We start from the raw sequence: 19250 nt of genomic DNA on the forward strand, positions 1-19250 counted from the left end.
GTTGTATTTGTGATTCAATTTAATCATGTGTCAAAATCGTATGAAGATGGCACGAAAGCAGTGGATTCATTGCATTTAGAAATTAAAAAGGGAGAATTTTTTGTTCTCATCGGTCCGAGTGGATGCGGTAAAACAACGACAATGAAGATGATTAATCGTTTAATCGAAACGACTGAAGGATCGCTTTTAATCGATGGAAAAGATATTCAACAATATAATATAAATGAATTACGTTGGGATATAGGATACGTGTTGCAACAGATTGCTTTGTTTCCTCATATGACAATTGCTGAAAATATTGCAATTGTTCCTGAAATGAGGCAATGGAGCAAAAAAGAAATTAAAGCACGCGTCGATGAATTGTTACATATGGTTGGATTAGATCCGGGTATTTATCGAAATCGTATGCCTCATGAATTGTCAGGAGGACAAAAACAACGTGTCGGTGTCGTGCGAGCATTAGCTGCAAACCCGAAAATCGTTCTTATGGATGAACCATTTAGTGCGTTAGATCCATTAAGTAGGGAACAGCTTCAGAAGGATATTGTACAGTTGCAAAAAAAGATTCAAAAAACAATCGTATTTGTAACACATGATATGCAAGAAGCATTATCACTTGGAGATCGCATTTGTATTATGAAAGAAGGAAAAGTTGTTCAACTAGATACACCAGAAGGAATTATACATAATCCGAAAAATGAATTTGTAGAGGAGTTTATTGGAAATCGCGGACGAACTTGGTATCAGGGGAAAAGTATAGCAGATGTATTGCCGCTTGATCAAAGTGTGCAATTAGAAGGGCAGGCGCTATCATTACATTCTTCTTTACAAGAAGCGTTAGTTCGTGTGCGTGATGAGGAGGTCGTTCCAGTTGAAAAAAACGGTCAATATATTGGAGCGTTAACAAGTCGTCATATTGTCAATTACATTGTTGAACAAATGAAGGAAAGAGGCTAAACAGTGACTAATTTTATACAAACGTTCCAAGAACGAAAAATAGAATTACTAACTGCATTAAGTGAGCATTTACAAATATCGCTTATTTCATTATTTTTTGCAGTAATTATAGCGGTGCCACTTGGCATCTTATTAACAAGAAAAGAACGAATGGCTGAATTTATAATAGGAACTTCTGCAGTAATGCAGACAGTGCCATCACTTGCATTACTCGGACTATTAATTCCATTAGTAGGAATCGGAAAACTTCCAGCGATTATCGCATTAGTTGTGTATGCACTATTACCTATTTTACGAAATACATATACAGGAATAAGGGAATTAGATGAATCTCTAATAGAAGCCGCGAAAGCTATGGGGATGAATAGTTGGAGAAGATTGTGGAAGGTAGAACTTCCTCTTGCATTGCCTATCATTATGGCCGGTATTCGTACAGCGATGGTATTAATTGTTGGAACGGCTACATTAGCAGCTCTCATTGGTGCTGGTGGGCTCGGTAAGCTTATACTATTAGGTATAGATCGAAATGATCATGCACTTATCATTTTAGGGGCCGTACCAGCCGCGTTACTCGCTTTATTCTTTGATATAGTACTTCGCATACTTGAACGACCGAAACGCTCTTCTAAGCGTGTTATATTGACGATATGTATTGTTTGTATAATGATTGCTTCTCCATTTCTTTGGAGTACAGAAAAGAAAGATATTGTTATTGCGGGCAAACTTGGATCAGAACCTGAAATTTTAATTCAAATGTATAAGCAGCTTATTGAACAAGATACAGATTTACACGTACAATTAAAACCAGGTCTTGGAAAAACAGCATTTGTATTTGAAGCGTTGAAATCAGGGGAAGTAGATATATATCCAGAATTTTCAGGAACAGCTTTATCTACTTTCGTGAAAGAAGAACCAAAGAGTACAAATCGTGATGAAGTATATGAGCAGGCTCGCATTGGAATGGAAAAGAAATATAATATGATTATGTTGAAGCCAATGGAGTATAACAATACATATGCACTAGCTATGCCGAAAAAAATAGCAGATCAAAAGAATATAAATACAATTTCTGATTTAGGGAATGTTGCACAGGAAGCCAAAGTAGGATTTACATTGGAATTTGCTGATCGTGAAGATGGTTATAAAGGAATGCAAAAATTATATAACTATAAGTTCTCGAATGTTAAAACGATGGAGCCGAAGCTGCGTTATAGCGCAATTGAATCTGGAGATGTTAACGTAATTGATGCATATTCAACAGATAGTGAATTGGAGCAATACGGACTGAAAGTGCTGAAAGATGATAAAGGGTTATTCCCACCTTATCAAGGAGCACCATTATTAAGAAAAGAAACGTTACAGAAATATCCCGAACTTGAAAAGGTATTAAATAAATTATCTGGAAAGATTACAGATGAAGAAATGCGAAAAATGAATTATGAAGTTAACGTAAATGGTAAAAGTAGTGAAGAAGTCGCAAAACAATTTTTACAAAAAGAGAAGTTACTTCGTTAAATTTACAAGAAATATACAAATTTATATGTTTGAAATGACCGTTCATTACAAAATGAGCGGTTTTTTTGTGCATACTTATACATTTTTTCAAAAAAGTATTCCATTTTTGCTCATTTTCTTTTAGAATAAGTAATGTTTTCCTGAAAAAATATAAGAGAAACGTCTATTAGAGAAAAAGGTGACTTTAATAGTTGAACGAACATAACACCTAGAATGACAGATGGGGTGGTACAAATAGAAAAGAAGTTAGGATTTTTTCCATTAATCGCATTAGTAGTTGGAACAATGGTTGGTGGCGGTGTTTTTAGTTTACCGCATGATTTAGCAGTAGGAGCAAACAGTGGTGCAATAATAATTGGCTGGTGTATTACAGCGATGGGAATGATTCCACTTGCGCTCGTATATCAAACGTTAGCAAGACAAAAACCGGAACTTGAAGGTGGAATTTATAGTTATGCACGTGCTGGTTTCGGTGAATATATTGGATTTAATAGTGCTTGGGGATATTGGCTAGCAGGAATCTTAGGTAATGTCGCAACAATTATGTTACTGTTTAGTACATTAGGTTATTTCTTTCCAATTTTCAAAGGAGGAAATAATGTTGCGTCTATCGTTGGGGCATCACTTTTATTATGGACACTTCATTTTTTAATTTTATTTGGAATCCGTGAAGCTTCTATTATGAATGTGATCGCAACAATAGGGAAGTTAGTTCCAATCGTTTTATTTATTGTTGTAATGGTAACAGCCTTTCGCTGGGACACATTTACACATGATTTTTGGGGAGAAGGAACGATCTCACTTTCCGCTATACTTGGTCAAGTGAAAAATACAATGCTTGTAACACTTTGGGTTTTCATTGGAGTTGAAGGAGCGGTTGTATTATCTGGAAGAGCGAAGAATAGTCGAGATGTTGGTAAGGCAACAGTATTGGGACTTATTTTAGTAATGTCCATTTATATTTTAATTTCTGTCCTGTCAATGGGAGCTATGACAAGAGGCGAACTTTCTGTGTTAGAAACTCCGTCCATGGGACATGTATTAGAGCACGTTGTTGGTCCATGGGGTGCAGTTGCGATTAACATCGGATTAGTTGCTTCACTTGTCGGTACATTAATTGGCTGGTTTTTACTTGTTTCTGAAATTTCTCATGTAGCAGGAAAAGATGGCGTATTTCCGAAAGTCTTTACGAAAACAAATAAGAAGCAAACACCGCACATGGCATTATGGATTTCAAATGGTGTTGCCCAAATTATATTTATCATCGTTTTGTTTTCGGAATCAACATATCAAATTATGTATTTCATTGCATCAACATCAATTTTATTACCATATTTATTATCAGCGTTATTCCAATTTAAATTAGTCATTACAAACGAACTAAAAGACGCTAAATTAAAAAATGGAGCGTTAGCTTTAATTGCTTCTATTTACTCTGTATGGCTTCTTTATGCAGCTGGTTTAAAGAATTTACTACTCGTTTCAATTGTGTATGGAATTGGAATTATTGTTTACACGTTTGCAAGAAAAGAACAAGGGAACCGTTGCTTTGTAGGTGCAGAGAAGTATGTGATGTGGGCAATTATTGTTGCGGCTATCACATCAATATATATGTTATTAACTGGAAATATAAAAATGTAAAAAGTCCTTTTCATTTAAAGGGCTTTTTTCTTTGTTTAGAGAATATTTACTACATAAGATATTCAGGAGGGATGAGAATGGAAGAAAAAGAACAGTTGTCTAGAATAATTGATTTAGCTAGTGAGTTAAGGAAAGTATTAGTGCAAGAATCTTTTTTTAATCATCATCCTGAACTAAGAGGAGTCATTGAAAATTTAGCAAGTTCTGTTGAAAATTTGGCGGAATTACAAATAAGTAAAGATGAAAACGCTGAAGATCGATTACGTTACGTACTTGCGAAAATGAAAATTGCTCATAATGCAATTTTACAAGAGAAAAAAGCATTTCCTTCTCATTAATATAAGTTTTTATTTTGAACCTGGCGGATAACGTCAGGTTTTTTATTTCTAGTTTTTCGTTTCTTTCATACACTAAGAATAGTATGAAAAAAGAAGGTGACTAAGGTGAAATTACATAAAGCTCTTCAGCCAAGTTTTATAAAACGAATGTACTATATGAGATTTTTAGGGAAATTTACAAAAGCTGAGAAAGAGAAGAGTGGAGAGAATTTCTTTGTACACTGCTTATCGCCAATACCATTCACTTTACAGGAACAATTTACAAATGAACCATATGTATTTGAAGGGTTATGTAGCAATAAAAAGAATGAAAAAATCTTTTCGGAATTAAAGAAGAGGAAATTAGAAAAGCAATTAGTAATGTTTCGTCTTTATTATGAAAGAGGAAATGTATACGTGGAGTTAATATGTACAGAAGAACCGAAAGAAATAGCAAGCAGCTATAAAATGATTCCGGCACCTAAAGTTACAAATCATAAAAAAAGAGAATCTTTAGAGCGAAAACTTAGCAACGGTTATTTATCATTTCTTATGCCAAAATTTCCGAAAGACTTTGAGCCTCCCGAATTATTGTGGCACGATGGAAGACTGTACGGAAACATATCCCTAAAGTCATCAATTAGCTCAATCGCCTATTTTGAACAGAAACGTGAATGTAAATATATAAACTGCAGTGACTGGACGAAGTATGTAGAAATAGCGGTAGAAGATCAATTATATTTTGTAAGTGATTATGTATATGAGCAATTAAAAAAACGAATGCATGAAGAAGGTAAGCTAGTTGAAGTAGAGGATATAAAAATACAAAAAGATGAATGGGAATGGGATGAGCGTGAATCGTCCTTTTTACAGTATGTACAAAGTATGGTGCATAATAAAGGGTTATATTTGGATGAAACGGATATTTATAATTTCCATATAAGTGTAAAAACAAATATGTTAACGATTCTTGGTGGTATACCGGGCGTTGGGAAATCACGTTTTGTGCAAACTTATGCAGAAGCATTAGGGTTACAGTATGGGGAAGAGTTGGTTTGGATTCCAATTTCGCCATCGTATCAAGAACCACATGATTTACTTGGTTACCTTCATCCAAATGGTACTTTTATTGAATCTGAAGCGAAGTTAGTTAGGACGTTAATGAAGGCGAAAGAAAATCCAAATCAACTGTATATAATCGTTTTTGATGAAATGAACATGTCTCATATTGAGCATTGGTTTACTCCGTTTCTATCTGTTCTTGAACTTGAAACAAAAAATCGTATTTTAAACTTGTATGAGGGTGTACAGGACATAGAGAATTCAATTCCATCAACAATTGAAATTGGAGAAAATATTATATTTGTAGGTACTGTAAATTTTGATGAAACAACGAAAGAGCTCTCTGATCGATTATTAGACCGAACGAACCTAATAACGTTACAGAAAATTCCGTTTTGTGAGATGGGCATGGAACAGGGGAAAGTCGTATTACATCCACCTTTGAAAGTAACGGCTGGAGAATTTCGGATAAATTGGATGAGAAATAAAGCGATGATTGAAGTGTTTTCTGAAGAAGAATTAGAGCTATTAGATAAGTTGCATGTCGTATTGTCATCACATGACGCGTCTAAGGGAATTTCTTTCCGATGTGCAAATGCAATTGCGACTTATTTGCAAAACATACCGTTTCAAAATAACCATACCTATATGATTAGTAGAGAAGAGGGGTTTGATTTACAAATAAAGCAGCGTGTATTGACGAAAATCAGAGGGACCGAAATGATGGTTGGGCCTTTACTTTCTGAAGAAGCAAAAAGGGGGGCGACCTTAGTACCTCTTTTGCAATCTACACTTGCAAACAGAGTATCTACATTTGAACACTCTTTAGCATATATACGAGAAAAACGTAGAGAACTGGAGTTGTATGGATATGCAAAATGAAGGGCGTTATGAAACAAAAATCGTTGATACGAATGAAACGCTCCCTTTTGTATTAAAGTTAATCATTGGAAATGAGGGGAAAGGAGATTATATTTTATTAAATCGTCTTTGTACATCTACTACAGCATTAGTTCAATGTATTTATAAAGTACAAGAATTAAAACCAATAAGATTGCAGTACAATTATGAAATCCCAATGAATATTACTTTTATATGGAATAAAGTATATGAGGGACAGAAAAATATAAAAGAGGCTCAATATGAAATAAATGAAAAAAAACAAAGAGTATTAATATATGAACACGGGAAAACAGAATTCTTTTATCCATGGCGCTGTGGTCTATACCATTTTGAAGTGCGTATAGAAGATACAACGTATTATGGCGCATTTCAAATCGTACCGAAAAACTTTTTTGATGATCAATTTGAAATGATTCAAGACTATGTGAAGTCAATTTTAAATGAGTTGATTTTGGATAGAGGTTACTATAAAAAAACCTTCTCTGCACTTAGCGATATTGAGGATTCTTCTTATTTAGTGTTACTTAGAAAGTTACCGCAAAAAATGAAAATGATAAAGCAAATCTTTAAGAAAATAGAATCAAGCTCAAAATTTATAAATGAATATAAATGGGAAGGAAAAGAGCGAAAGCCAACAAGAAAAGGAACTATAGTGGCAGAACGAAAACCTTATGCCAAACATTATAATCGTAAGTTTATGGAACAAAAAAATAGTAAGGAAAATGCATTTCTTAAATATAAAGCGATGCAATTTTATCATTATTTAATTGAAGCTAAAAGTTTTTTACGTCAAACAATTGAAATATTAGAAAGAGAAAAAAAGAAAAAATCAGAAGAGTTTCAAGCTGTAAAAACGATTATACAAACAATTGAGCGTAATGGATCAGTAACCGATAGAGAGAAGCAAAAATATAAAAATATACATTTACTAAAAGAAGCCGATTTACGAAAGAGCTCAATGAAAATACAAGAATATAAAATATTGGCGCATATTGTGCATGAAAATGTACAATACTTTCAAATGTTAATGCACTCTTCATTTTGGAGGGAAGTTACTGAAACAAGTAACATGAACTTACATGATTTACCGATACCACATCAACAATTACTACATCATTTAGAAGTACTCCCGCAATATACGGATCAATCTCCATCATTATTATTTGTTTATAAGCCAACGTTTTTAGTGTATGAATATTACGCTTTTTTTATCGTTATTTCACTTTTAGAGCAAATTGGTTTTGAGGCTAGAAACTCCATCCGTGAACAAATACAAGAACATTTTTATGTAGATGGATTACAAGATGGAACGACAGTAGTTTTAGAACGAGATGATATAAAGGTGCATGTCGCATTTAATGACTTAATTGAAACACATCCTCTTATTGCATTAAGTAAAGGTAGTAATTTTTACAATGGTGAGGATACGAAGAAGCCAGATATTCGCTTAGACTGTTATGTAAAAGAAGATGGGAAATACGTATATAAATCTTCTATTATTATTGAAGTGAAGTATAGTCCAATGTACAATATTTTTCAGCACGTCGGAAATACGAAAGCAACTGAGCAAATGTATAAGTACTGGTCTATAAAGTATGTAGAAGAACAGGATGGAAAGCGAGTCTATTATCGAAGGTCAATTTATGAAGTCATTTGTGTATATCCAGGAAGCCATATGCATAGTAAAAAAATTGAGTCTGGATGCGGTGTTTTCTTGCAGTTATATCCATATAAGACGAAACAAGGGGAAGAGAAATTAGCTGGAAAACATGGGATGGTACAAATTTTTGAAAAATGGCTAAAAAGCATTAAGAAGTAAAAGAAATCCTTTTTCATAAAGGATTTCTTTAGATTAAGAAGAATTATATGCTGTATGGAAAGAAACGTAGTGTAATTTAGATTTGAAAAGTGCTACAAATGTGTTATTAAAAGGAATGTGAGCGCGGGATAAAAGTCGATTAAATTGGAATCTAATTCATTTTGCAGAATATAATAAGTCATAAATATTTTTAGTTGCATACGAAGATTTGTTCTTATATGATAGATAGTGAAAGCGTTATCAAAAAAACAGAGCGGCGATGGGAAAGGCGGTTAAATATGTTCCAGCGTGTTCAAACAAAGGAAGAACATTTTGGGTTCGAGCAACTATGGGGAGATTTTTGTGAAGAAAGAAACTTAATGTTCGTAGAACGTAATTTAAATCCATCACGATTTTTATTAATAGAAGATGAACATCCTATTGGTACAGTAGAATGTATTAAGTATACGGTACCTGAACAATCGAATTCTGAGTTTTTCTATCCGTTTTCTAAAAATGATTTAGTAAAAGATTTGAAGAATGTATATGAAATAGGCAAGTTAAGTATTTCGAAAACGTCTCGTGGAAGAGGACATTTCAAAAGGCTAACAGCTATTTTATTTATACATGCGTTAGAAACAAAAGCTGAATGGTACATTGCAGCAGTAACAAAAAGAATGTATATGTATTTACTTACACTTGGTTTTCCAATTGAACCAATAGATAATCCTTTTCAGTTTCATGATACTTTACAAGGTGTACCAGTAAGAATTCATGCTCGAAAAGGGGTTACGCATTTGTATTCTTTAAAAGAATTTCGTGATGTGATTCAAGGGAATGCTCATGCACAGGCATTAATTACAGAATACAGTAAAAATATTATGTTAACGAAATAAAGCGAAGTGAATATGTATAATAAAGAGAATAATATTTGTATAGGATATAACTCTTCATTAAAAAAGACCCTTATTATTTTAATAAGGGTCTAAAAATTATAATCCAAATATACTAAAAATCATTTTGCGGCGCTTCGGTTTCTTTTCTCGTTCATATGTTGGTTTTGAATCCGGAGTAATATAAATGGGTTCTTCTTTCGTTAGGGCAGCTTCTAACTTTTGAATTCGCTCTAACATTTCCTCCATTTCACGACGGTGTTGTAAAAGTTGGTACGTGACGACATCATTTGCCTTATCTTGCATTTGTTCTTCCATTCGATCAAGTCTTCTCGTAATAGTGTTTAATTGATTAGCTAATTGCTCAAAATCATTCGATGATATGTTTTGAACAATTGTATTAACTTGAGTTTTTAATTCCTCAACTTCATTTGAGGAAGCCTTTTGAGTAGATTGAGAATTTTGAGATTGCTCTATTTGAAATCGATGGTGTTCTAACATTTGATCGACATCCTCTTGTGTGAAAATAAAGTGGCCATATTTGTTTTTCTCTATCGTAAGATTTAATTGTTGCGCGATCCGGACAACAGCCTTTGGGCTAACACCTAATTTCTTTGCGATAAATGGTGTTTTATATTCCAAAATAATCCCCCCTATATATATCCTGTTGAATGATTTCGAGCTATGAAGTAAGTTCCCTTCTAGTGCGACAAAAGAAGTGTGGAATCGGCAAAGAAAGTGTTTTTTCACGAAATTGAGTTGAGGAGAATAGTTCTTTTAAATAAAAATGTCTTATCGTAACATTTAGAATAATTTGACGAGTGTAAATGAATTAGATTATCATAATGATAAATATCTTTTTTATGTATGCATATAATATATAAAAAGGTGGTTGCTAATGTAGAATTTTGTTAGAGTATTAGAATGCTTACTTCACTTGAATAAAATTAAGTAGGAGGTGGCTTCCTTGCTTACAAAGTAAGTAAGGAAAAGTATTTGGACATATATAGTATAAGTATAGTGATTGTTTTAATTGCCTTAACGGCATTTTTCGTTGCAGCAGAATTTGCAATTGTTAAAGTGAGAAGTTCACGAATTGACTATTTAATTGCAGAAGGAAATAATCGTGCAACATCGGTCAAAACAGTCATTACAAACTTAGACGAATATTTATCTGCTTGTCAGTTAGGAATTACTGTTACAGCTTTAGGAATTGGGTGGTTTGGTAAACCTGCGTTAAAGCAAATGTTTGACACGCTTTTTGCAAATTGGAATATCTCTACTCAACTAGCAGACATTTTTGCTGTAACTTTAGTATTTTTGTTAATTACTTTTTTACATGTTGTAATAGGGGAATTGGCCCCAAAAACATTTGCAATTCAAAAATCTGAACAAGTGAGTTTGCTTGTTTCTAAGCCGTTAATTTTCTTTTATCGTATTGCATTCCCGTTCATTTGGCTATTAAATGGTTCAGCTCGAATCATTACGAAGCTGCTAGGGCTGAAACCGCCGAAGGGGCATGATGAGGTTCATTCAGAAGAAGAATTACGGTTGTTAGTTTCAGAAAGTTATAAAAATGGTGAGATTAATCAATCTGAATATAAATATGTGAATAAAATTTTTGAATTTGATGATCGGATTGCAAAAGAAATAATGGTACCTCGAACTGAAATGAATATTATAAGTAAAGAGATGCCTGCTGAAGAAGCTTTGCAAAAAATGTCTCGCGAAAAATATACAAGGTATCCAGTTGTTGATGGCGACAAAGACCACGTAATAGGTTTTGTGAATTTTAAAGATATTTTTACTGAATTTGTACAACATAAAGCTGTTAATAAGAAGACAGTAGAGCAATATATGAGACCAATTATTTTAGTTATCGATTCTATTCCCATTCATGATTTGTTTTTAAAAATGCAAAAAGAAAGAACACATATTGCTATATTGATAGATGAATATGGTGGGACATCTGGACTTGTTACTGTTGAAGATATTTTGGAAGAAATTGTTGGAGATATTCAGGATGAGTTTGATACGGATGAGCAGCCAGAAATTCAAAAGGTTAGTGAAACGAAGACGATACTAGAGGGAAAAGTACTTGTTAGTGAAGTGAATACGTTATTTGGTTTAGGGATTGATGATGATGGTGTTGATACAATCGGTGGTTGGATTTTAACGAAGAATATAGAGATTGCTGAAGAGGATTCCATTGAAATTGAAAATTATAAGTTTTGTGTGAAAGAATTAGATGGACATTATATAAAAAGATTAGAAGTTACAAAGATAGTAGAATCGATTGTTATTTTAGAAGATGAAAAACAAATTTCGTTACAAGAGCAAATTAGCTCGTAAACTCTGCTATATAGCAGAGTTTTTTTGAGCATAATGTTTTTTGAGGGATAGGGGCTATGATACAATGACATAAGTTGAACCTTTCACTAGGTGAAGTATTGTTGTATACATATATTTGGAAGGAGAAGAAGTATGAAAAAGCATTTATATATAAACGGAAGTTGGAAATCTGTAAACACGTATAAACCATTATACGCACCATATTCTGAAGAAACATTAGCGGAAATTGCACAAGGAACGGAAGAAGATGTAAAAGAGGCTGTTACTGCTGCAAAAAATGCAATGACAAAAATGAATAAATTATCTGCATATGATCGTGCGACTATTTTAGAGAAAGTTGCACAAAAAATGGATGAAAGAAGAGAAGAATTTGCAGAGATTATTGCAAAAGAAGCTGCAAAACCAATACGTGCTGCAAGGGGAGAAGTAGATCGTACTGTTCAAACGTACAAATTTGCAGCTGAAGAAGCGAAGCGTATATATGGTGAGACATTGCCATTAGACGCCGCACCTGGTGCAGATGGGCGTATTGCATATACAATCCGAAAGCCGATTGGGGTTATAGGGGCTATTACACCATTTAATTTCCCATTAAATTTAGTAGCGCATAAAGTTGGACCAGCAATCGCTGCCGGAAATACAGTTGTATTAAAGCCAGCTGATCAAACGCCATTATCATCTTATGCATTAGTTGAGTTATTTGAAGAGGCAGGATTGCCAAATGGAGCTTTAAATATCATTTCTGGCCCTGGCCCCACGGTTGGTGAGGCAATCGTCAAAAATGATTACGTTGCTTCTATTACTTTTACCGGAAGTCCAAAAGTTGGAATCGGAATAAAACAAAAGGCTGGGCTAAAACGAGTTACGTTAGAACTAGGCTCAAATGCTGCTGTTATTATTGATGAAGATGTAGAGTTAACAGATGAAATAATTGAACGTGTAAAATGGGGAGCATTTGTTAATAATGGGCAAGTTTGTATTTCAGTACAACGTGTTTTTGTACATGAAACGAAAATACATGAATTTCTCTCAAAGCTAAAGAAAGCGATGGAATCAGTTGTTGTTGGTGATCCATTGCTTGAGGAAACGGATGTATCAGCTTTAATTTCAAAAAAAGATGTAGAGCGAATTGATATGTGGGTTCAAGAAGCAATTAAGGAAGGAGCAACTGTTTTATGTGGTGGTAAGAAGCAGGATGCAAGAATTTTTGAACCGACTGTATTAACAAATGTTCCAGATCATGTATCTGTGCAGTGCCAAGAAGTATTCGGTCCACTCATGACAGTAAATACATTTAAAGAATTTGATGAAGCGATTGAGCAAGTAAATAATTCGCGTTACGGCTTACAGGCAGGAGTATTTACAAATAATTTATTTAAAGCAATGCGTGCAATTGATGAGTTAGAGGTTGGTGGTGTCATGATTAATGATATTCCAACGTTCAGAGTAGATCATATGCCTTATGGTGGTGTGAAAGAAAGTGGCACGGGACGCGAAGGAATTAAATATGCAATAGAAGAAATGACAGAAATGAAATTAGTATGTATTAAAAAATAAAGTGGAAAAACTTAAAACTTGCACTAAAAAACGAGTAGGAAATGTTTACGATTCCATACTCGTTTTTTACGCTTCTAGTAACTATTTAATTAAGTGTAACTTTTACTTCATTTCTTGTTTGAAAATAGTATCTTCTACATAAATTTGTTCTTTATCTATAGCAGTAGCATGAGTTAATACTAAACCGATTGGTGTTTTTGTATCTTTATTTTGAACAATTGTAAAAGGAACATTTTTTTCGTTTGCTAATTTAATGTATTTTGATAAATGTGGGTAAGCAATGCCACCATTTAGGAGGAGTTGTAATGATTGAGAAGAGCGCATGCTACCCGCCACTTCAGAGTATACATTACTTTGCATTACTTGACCGATTGTTAAAGCGATTTCCACACGCTCACGTAATGTAGTTAAATACATATTACGTTCTTCTGGTTTGTTTTGCTTTTGGCCGTAAATGCCTTCTTGGAGATAATCTTCCACATTTTTATTTACCATATTTTTCACACCTTTCATTTTCTATTGTACGCAAGAATTAAAAATGATGCAAAAAAAAGTCGTTTTGACTACGGAAATAATGAAAATATGTGAAGGAAAAAGGGGATTTGTATACAATTAGTTAAATAAGAAAGAAAAAATAATTTTATCAACAGAAATTAACAAAATGTGACAAAAATCTATTAACGAATCGTATTTTTTGTGTTAATATTCAAAATATAAAGGGTATTCGTCGTATGGAAATGGAGGGAATGGAGGTTTTTCCAATCGATAAGGATATTAAAGAAATATTTTGTTCACACTTGAAAAACAATAGGCACCAATTCGTAGAGAACTGGAAAAACAAAATGATAATTTCCGAAAAAGATCCATTTAAACTAGAAGTAGTTCAAAATGGAGAGGATTTACTAGAGTTAATTATCGAACTTACTATGGAAGATAAAGATATAAATTATCTTCAACCGTTATGTGAGAAAATTGCTATTGAACGTGCTGGAGCAGATGCGAATATTGGAGATTTTGTTTATAACGCAAACGTGGGAAGAAATGAACTTTTCGAAGCGATGTGTGAATTAGATGTTAGCGCTCGTGAATTGAAACCAATTATGGCAAAAATACATACTTGTTTTGACAAATTAATTTATTATACCGTTTTAAAATACTCGGAAATTATATCGAAGAATTTAGAGGAAAAACAGCAATATATTAACGAAACACATAAAGAAAGGCTGACGATTTTAGGGCAAATGTCAGCTAGTTTTGTACATGAATTTCGTAATCCGCTTACTTCCATTATGGGGTTTGTTAAATTATTAAAGGCGGATCATCCGAGTTTATCGTATTTAGATATTATTTCGCATGAATTAGATCAATTAAATTTTCGTATTTCGCAATTTTTACTCGTATCGAAAAAAGAAATGTGGAATGAATCGGAACGGTTTTGGCTTAATGACTTGTTTCAAGACATTATACAATTCTTATATCCGAGTTTGGTCAATGCGAATGTTTTGATTGAAAAGAATTTACCGTATCCAATTCCGCTTGTTGGTTATCGGAGTGAAGTGAGACAAGTATTTTTAAACATATTAATGAATTCAATTGATGCTCTTGAATCAATGAAAGAAGAACGAAAAATTATCATTGATGTATTTGAAGAAGATCAAGCTATTCGAATTGTGATAAAAAATAATGGACCAATGATTCCAGCTGAAAATGTAGAAACGATTTTTGAACCATTTGTAACTACTAAAAAGTTAGGAACTGGTATTGGATTATTTGTATGTAAACAAATTGTGGAAAAACATAATGGATCCATTATGTGTCGATCAGATAACGATTGGACAGAATTTCAAATTGCATTTCAAAAATAAACAGTCTACACCAAATGAATGGTGTAGACTGTTTTAATTTGTGAGTATAACGGCTTCTAATTTAGGATCTTTAGTTGAATAACCTACTATTGAAATTGTATAAATAACATTTGGTTCAACATTGAATTTTGGCATAGTCAATAAAACGTTTTTATTATCTGCGAGTGAAATTTCAATATCTGCTGTACCAGGGCTAACTTGCAAAAAATCTGTTATTTGTTTAAAGAGTACATTTTCAAATAAATGATCCCCATCTTTTAAATCTACGTTTACAACAGGGGTATCTGGAGAGAAATGTGCAAACCGTATTTTGGCTTGACCAGCTGGTAAATGTGTATTATCAAGTATAGGCTGTAATTGTAGGTGATTATCACTATTTATTGCAGCAAGAGTATAAGTATGATTTCCCATTATTGGTACCAACGCTGAAAAGATTGGAGTTTCATTTCCGACAGGAACAATATCTATACGGTATTTACCTTGCACTAATGATAAATAAGGGCTGAATTGCTTAAATGAAATATTTTTAATAACCTTTTGTCCGTTTACTAAAATGTCAACCGCTGGTATATTTGGATTGGCATGAAAAATTCTTATATGTGACGGTAAAGCAGCTTCTTGTGAGTCTCTTGTTTCATACGCCTGTACAAGTTTTGATAGTGCATCGTAATATTTCATATATAATTCTATATATTTTTTAGGATTACGAAACTGATAGTAACGTGCGAGTTGTTCGTATTGTGTAACTTCTTGTCCATATTTTTCGATTTCAGATTGAGACATGAACATTCCTCCTTTGTCATCATTAAAACTATATGCGAAGCAAGAAAGCGGTTATGCAAAAAAAATGATTTTATAAAGGGAAAATTAAAAATTGACAACAAATATGTTTTCATAAAGAGGTGCTGGTGCTTACGAGAATTTCGCAGAGTAAAGCAGTACATATGACTGTACGAAAGTAAAATAAATGCCAAATTGAAAGTGCATTTCAATTAACATATTGAATACATGTCCAAAAATCGCTAGAAAACTAGGGATTTTTTTAATTATAGGCAAATACACATACAAAGTGATAATTGTCCTACATAAATTATAAAGGAAAGATACTTTGAATCTGAGGAAAGGAGTGCCACTTCGGGATAGGGATATCCCGATAGTAATTGTGAATGAAGTTATGAAAAGGTTTTGTGTTATAGGCTGTAGGATGAATTTGTAAACTTCATTTTTCTATTTATTTTAGCAATTGACAGTATTAACCCATAAGAGAGCGTCATGACGAACTGATTAGTGTGGTTAATCGGTTCTTTTTTTATAGTTTAAAACTGAAAAGTTTACATAATGAATAGGAATCTGAATTGATTAGTAAGGTGGGTGTCGAAATTTGTTTTAAAATATGCAATTTAAAGTAGGATAATAGGAAGGAGTTTAACGGGAGTTCCGTCGAAGTGTACAGAATGTCGGCATTTAAGGACAGTTGGCATTATGCTATAAAAACATTTGGTGATGTAGTCATTTCATATAAAAAGGAGGGTTATTTGGGCGTATAGAAAAGGGTTGGTCTTCGGTTTTTTAGTTCTGAATTTTCTGTTTTATAAAAATTTTTAAGCACTCATTTGTATATTTTATAATAGTTTTTTGATAAATTCACTGCTTTTGCAGAGGATTCTTTTTTATGAAAGAAACGTCAATTTTCTTCATATATATATACAAATTGGAGAAATGGGGGAGCGCTATGCGCGATTACTTAATTAAACCACTTGTTGGTCAGCCGTATCCAATGATTTCACATGGAAAAGGTGTTTATTTGTATGATCAAAATGGCAATAAATATTTTGATGGTTCGTCAGGAGCAATTACGGCAGGTATTGGGCATGGCGTAAAGGAGATTGCAGACGTTATTAAAAAGCAAGCTGAGGAGATTGCTTTCGTTTATAGATCACAGTTTACGAGTGAACCAGCTGAAAAATTAGCGAAGAAGTTAAGTGATTTAAGTGTAGGAGATTTGAACTGGAGTTTTTTTGTAAATAGTGGCACGGAAGCGAATGAAACAGCTATGAAAATTGCAATTCAGCATTTTCAAGAGCGAGGTATTCAAGGGAAACATAAAATTTTATCAAGATGGATGAGTTATCACGGTATTACGATGGGTGCTTTATCGATGTCTGGGCATCCACTACGTAGACAACGTTTCGTATCTATTTTGGAAGATTATCCGACTATACCAGCTCCATATTGTTTCAGATGTCCTGTTCAAAAAGTATATCCAACTTGTCAGCTGGCATGTGCGACTGAACTAGAAAGATCAATTGAAAGAATTGGTGCAGAGCATATTGCTGCTTTTATTGCTGAGCCGATTATCGGAGCAGCTGGAGGCGCGGTTGTTCCGCCGAAAGACTATTATAAAGTCATTAAAGAGATTTGCGACCATTACGATATTTTATTTATTGCGGATGAAGTAATGACTGGGCTTGGTCGTACTGGAGCATGGTTTGCGATGGAGCATTGGGGCGTAGAGCCGGATATTATGACACTTGGTAAAGGGTTAGGAGCGGGATATACACCGATGGCAGCGACAGTTGTAAGTGATCGTGTTATGGAACCAATATTACGTGGATCACGTTCAGTAATGAGCGGTCATACGTTAAGTGCAAATCCATTGTCTGCAGCAACGGCTTTAGCTGTTATTGAATATATGGAGAAACATAATCTTCCTGAAAAAACAGCAGAAAAGGGAGAGTATTTAATAAAAGGCTTACAGAAAGTTCAGCAACAATCGACAATCATTGCTGATGTGCGCGGAAAAGGGTTGCTAATCGGGGTAGAATTGCAACCGTTTACAAAAGCGTCAGAGCTTATTTCAGTTGCAGCTAAAAATGGTCTGCTGTTATACCAAGCAGTTTCAGGGCAAGCAGGAAAAGAAGATAGTGCACTGCTTGTAGCACCGCCAATGACAACTACATATTCCGAGTTAGATGAATTACTTTCAATTTTCTCTAAAAGTGTGGAAGAGATGATGCAAAAAGGAGGGCATAGTATCGCATGACAACTATTACAAATACATTCGGTAAATTAAAAGAAATTGAGGAAGTAATTTCTTTGTTCCATGATGATATGACATTGATGTTTGGGGGATTTGGAGGGATTGGATCCCCTCCATCTTTAATACAGGCAATTTTAGAAAAAGGCGTTACAAATTTAAATTTAATTGGAAATGACACTGGATTTCCTGATGTAGGTATCGGTCGTCTTGTTACAAATGAAAGAGTTAAATCAATAATTACTTCTCACATTGGCTCCAATCCAAATGCAGGAAGGCAATTAAACGAGGGAAGGTTACAAATTGAGTTTTCTCCGCAGGGAACATTAGCAGAGCGTATTCGCGCTGGTGGCGTTGGTCTTGGTGGTGTTTTAGTTGATGTTGGTGTTGATACGATTGTGGAAGAGGGAAAACGAACAGTTGAAATGAATGGTAAGACCTACTTAGTTGAAACAGCATTAACTGCTGAAGTTTCAATTGTATATGCGAAAAAGGCAGATCCGTTTGGTAACCTTGTATTTGACAAAAGTGCACGAAATATGAATCCCCATGTAGCTATGGCTGGGGATATAACAATTGTAGAAGCAGAAGAAATAGTCCCGCTTGGAAGTTTAGATCCAGAGGAAATTGTCGTTCCAGGTGTTTTCGTAAATTATATTGTACCGTCGGAAGGAGTGAACTGGAAATGGGTATGGGCGTAGAAGTGAGGGATAAGATTGCTAGGCGTGCGGCGAAAGAAATACAAAATGGTATGATTGTAAATTTAGGTATTGGCATACCATCGCTTGTACCAAATCATTTGCCTGAAGATATAAATGTTATGTTTCATGCGGAAAATGGAATCGTCGGCATGGGACCAACGCCAAGTAAAGGGAATGAAGATGAAAATTTGTGTAATGCAGCAGGTTTACCAACTTCTCTTATAACAGGAGCGAGTTATTTCGATAGCTGCACAGCGTTTGGGATGATTCGAAAAGGTTTGCTAGACATAACGATTCTTGGTTCATTACAAGTAAGTGAAAATGGTGATTTAGCAAACTGGATTGTACCTGGAAAACGTGTTCCAGGTATTGGTGGAGCAATGGATTTAGCACAAAAAGCGAAGCGGGTCGTTGTTGTGATGAATCATGTTGATAAGTACGGAAATGCAAAAATTGTTTCAGAGTGTACATTGCCATTAACTTCAAAGAAATGTGTAGATTTAATTATTACTGATATGGCAGTCATGGAGGTAACTCCGAGTGGACTTATATTACAAGAATTAATGAGCCCATACACAGTAGAAGATGTAAAACGACATACAGAAGCTGATTTTCAAATTAGTTCTAACTTACTAGTAATTGAATGAAGGGA

16 protein-coding genes are annotated in these 19250 nt (G+C 34.1%); 13 read left to right on the plus strand and 3 right to left on the minus strand.

The window, feature by feature from the left end:
- The first annotated feature begins 9 nt into the window (after window positions 1–9).
- From ACX9TM_RS11680 to ACX9TM_RS11710, 7 genes are all read left to right on the plus strand, one after another.
- Window positions 10–957, plus strand: a complete 948-nt coding sequence (locus ACX9TM_RS11680) for an ABC transporter ATP-binding protein (protein WP_000614089.1) — start codon at window positions 10–12, stop codon at window positions 955–957.
- A 3-nt stretch (window positions 958–960) separates the two neighbouring features.
- A complete protein-coding gene (locus ACX9TM_RS11685) occupies window positions 961–2472 on the plus strand; it encodes an ABC transporter permease/substrate-binding protein (protein ID WP_000181014.1) in 1512 nt (503 codons plus the stop codon).
- A gap of 213 nt (window positions 2473–2685) precedes the next feature.
- Complete coding sequence (locus ACX9TM_RS11690; protein ID WP_000129444.1) at window positions 2686–4113, plus strand: basic amino acid/polyamine antiporter; 1428 nt, start codon at window positions 2686–2688, stop codon at window positions 4111–4113.
- Window positions 4114–4190: 77 nt separating this feature from the next.
- On the plus strand, window positions 4191–4451 hold the full coding sequence (locus ACX9TM_RS11695; RefSeq protein ID WP_000391445.1) for a hypothetical protein: 261 nt from the start codon (window positions 4191–4193) through the stop codon (window positions 4449–4451).
- A 105-nt stretch (window positions 4452–4556) separates the two neighbouring features.
- On the plus strand, window positions 4557–6374 hold the full coding sequence (locus ACX9TM_RS11700) for a DUF8727 domain-containing protein (protein ID WP_000766187.1): 1818 nt from the start codon (window positions 4557–4559) through the stop codon (window positions 6372–6374).
- On the plus strand, window positions 6364–8214 hold the full coding sequence (locus ACX9TM_RS11705) for a hypothetical protein (RefSeq protein WP_001178729.1): 1851 nt from the start codon (window positions 6364–6366) through the stop codon (window positions 8212–8214). The genes ACX9TM_RS11700 and ACX9TM_RS11705 overlap by 11 nt, the downstream gene beginning before the upstream one ends.
- Before the next feature lie 278 nt (window positions 8215–8492).
- Window positions 8493–9089: a hypothetical protein gene (locus ACX9TM_RS11710; RefSeq protein ID WP_000487796.1), complete on the plus strand. Its 597-nt coding sequence runs from the start codon at window positions 8493–8495 to the stop codon at window positions 9087–9089.
- A 96-nt stretch (window positions 9090–9185) separates the two neighbouring features.
- Here the strand turns inward: ACX9TM_RS11710 and racA are convergent, their stop codons facing one another.
- Window positions 9186–9728, minus strand: coding sequence for a chromosome-anchoring protein RacA (gene racA, locus ACX9TM_RS11715; RefSeq protein ID WP_000456023.1), 543 nt, complete (start codon window positions 9726–9728; stop codon window positions 9186–9188).
- 354 nt (window positions 9729–10082) lie between these two features.
- On the opposite strand from racA, the gene ACX9TM_RS11720 reads away from it, so the two are divergent.
- Together ACX9TM_RS11720 and ACX9TM_RS11725 are read left to right on the plus strand one after the other, a co-directional pair.
- Entirely contained in the window at window positions 10083–11438 is a 1356-nt protein-coding gene (locus ACX9TM_RS11720) for a hemolysin family protein (RefSeq protein ID WP_000356252.1), read from the plus strand.
- Window positions 11439–11570: 132 nt separating this feature from the next.
- The gene (locus tag ACX9TM_RS11725; protein WP_065382285.1) at window positions 11571–12995 is read left to right on the plus strand and encodes an aldehyde dehydrogenase family protein; all 1425 of its coding nucleotides are present in this window, start codon (window positions 11571–11573) and stop codon (window positions 12993–12995) included.
- Window positions 12996–13097: 102 nt separating this feature from the next.
- Here ACX9TM_RS11725 and ACX9TM_RS11730 read toward each other — a convergent pair whose 3' ends face one another.
- Window positions 13098–13490 carry a YueI family protein gene (locus ACX9TM_RS11730; RefSeq protein WP_000247558.1) on the minus strand — a complete coding sequence of 131 codons (393 nt, stop codon included), beginning with the start codon at window positions 13488–13490 and terminating at the stop codon, window positions 13098–13100.
- Between the two features lie 236 nt (window positions 13491–13726).
- On the opposite strand from ACX9TM_RS11730, the gene ACX9TM_RS11735 reads away from it, so the two are divergent.
- Window positions 13727–14860 carry a BA2291 family sporulation histidine kinase gene (locus ACX9TM_RS11735; protein WP_000425086.1) on the plus strand — a complete coding sequence of 378 codons (1134 nt, stop codon included), beginning with the start codon at window positions 13727–13729 and terminating at the stop codon, window positions 14858–14860.
- A 33-nt stretch (window positions 14861–14893) separates the two neighbouring features.
- Here ACX9TM_RS11735 and ACX9TM_RS11740 read toward each other — a convergent pair whose 3' ends face one another.
- Complete coding sequence (locus tag ACX9TM_RS11740; RefSeq protein ID WP_065382284.1) at window positions 14894–15643, minus strand: DUF4397 domain-containing protein; 750 nt, start codon at window positions 15641–15643, stop codon at window positions 14894–14896.
- A 949-nt stretch (window positions 15644–16592) separates the two neighbouring features.
- On the opposite strand from ACX9TM_RS11740, the gene ACX9TM_RS11745 reads away from it, so the two are divergent.
- From ACX9TM_RS11745 to ACX9TM_RS11755, 3 genes are read left to right on the plus strand one after another with little or no spacing between them, the layout of a single operon-like run.
- A complete protein-coding gene (locus tag ACX9TM_RS11745) occupies window positions 16593–17903 on the plus strand; it encodes an aspartate aminotransferase family protein (RefSeq protein ID WP_001205882.1) in 1311 nt (436 codons plus the stop codon).
- Window positions 17900–18598 carry an acetate CoA-transferase subunit alpha gene (gene atoD, locus ACX9TM_RS11750; RefSeq protein ID WP_000208102.1) on the plus strand — a complete coding sequence of 233 codons (699 nt, stop codon included), beginning with the start codon at window positions 17900–17902 and terminating at the stop codon, window positions 18596–18598. Before ACX9TM_RS11745 ends, atoD begins: the two co-directional genes overlap by 4 nt.
- Window positions 18583–19245 carry a CoA transferase subunit B gene (locus ACX9TM_RS11755; protein ID WP_000525293.1) on the plus strand — a complete coding sequence of 221 codons (663 nt, stop codon included), beginning with the start codon at window positions 18583–18585 and terminating at the stop codon, window positions 19243–19245. Before atoD ends, ACX9TM_RS11755 begins: the two co-directional genes overlap by 16 nt.
- Window positions 19246–19250 lie beyond the last annotated feature (5 nt).

This window comes from Bacillus sp. LH1 (assembly GCF_057924895.1).

Excerpts from the sequence above, each read along its gene's own strand:
- ACX9TM_RS11725 (WP_065382285.1), top strand. The coding sequence starts at position 11,571 with ATGAAAAAGCATTTATATATAAACGGAAGTTGGAAATCTGTAAACACG.
- ACX9TM_RS11735 (WP_000425086.1), top strand. The coding sequence starts at position 13,727 with ATGGAAATGGAGGGAATGGAGGTTTTTCCAATCGATAAGGATATTAAA.
- ACX9TM_RS11705 (WP_001178729.1), top strand. The coding sequence starts at position 6,364 with ATGCAAAATGAAGGGCGTTATGAAACAAAAATCGTTGATACGAATGAA.
- atoD (WP_000208102.1), top strand. The coding sequence starts at position 17,900 with ATGACAACTATTACAAATACATTCGGTAAATTAAAAGAAATTGAGGAA.
- ACX9TM_RS11710 (WP_000487796.1), top strand. The coding sequence starts at position 8,493 with ATGTTCCAGCGTGTTCAAACAAAGGAAGAACATTTTGGGTTCGAGCAA.
- ACX9TM_RS11755 (WP_000525293.1), top strand. The coding sequence starts at position 18,583 with ATGGGTATGGGCGTAGAAGTGAGGGATAAGATTGCTAGGCGTGCGGCG.
- ACX9TM_RS11695 (WP_000391445.1), top strand. The coding sequence starts at position 4,191 with ATGGAAGAAAAAGAACAGTTGTCTAGAATAATTGATTTAGCTAGTGAG.
- ACX9TM_RS11740 (WP_065382284.1), bottom strand. The coding sequence starts at position 15,643 with ATGTCTCAATCTGAAATCGAAAAATATGGACAAGAAGTTACACAATAC.
- ACX9TM_RS11745 (WP_001205882.1), top strand. The coding sequence starts at position 16,593 with ATGCGCGATTACTTAATTAAACCACTTGTTGGTCAGCCGTATCCAATG.
- ACX9TM_RS11730 (WP_000247558.1), bottom strand. The coding sequence starts at position 13,490 with ATGGTAAATAAAAATGTGGAAGATTATCTCCAAGAAGGCATTTACGGC.
- ACX9TM_RS11690 (WP_000129444.1), top strand. The coding sequence starts at position 2,686 with ATGACAGATGGGGTGGTACAAATAGAAAAGAAGTTAGGATTTTTTCCA.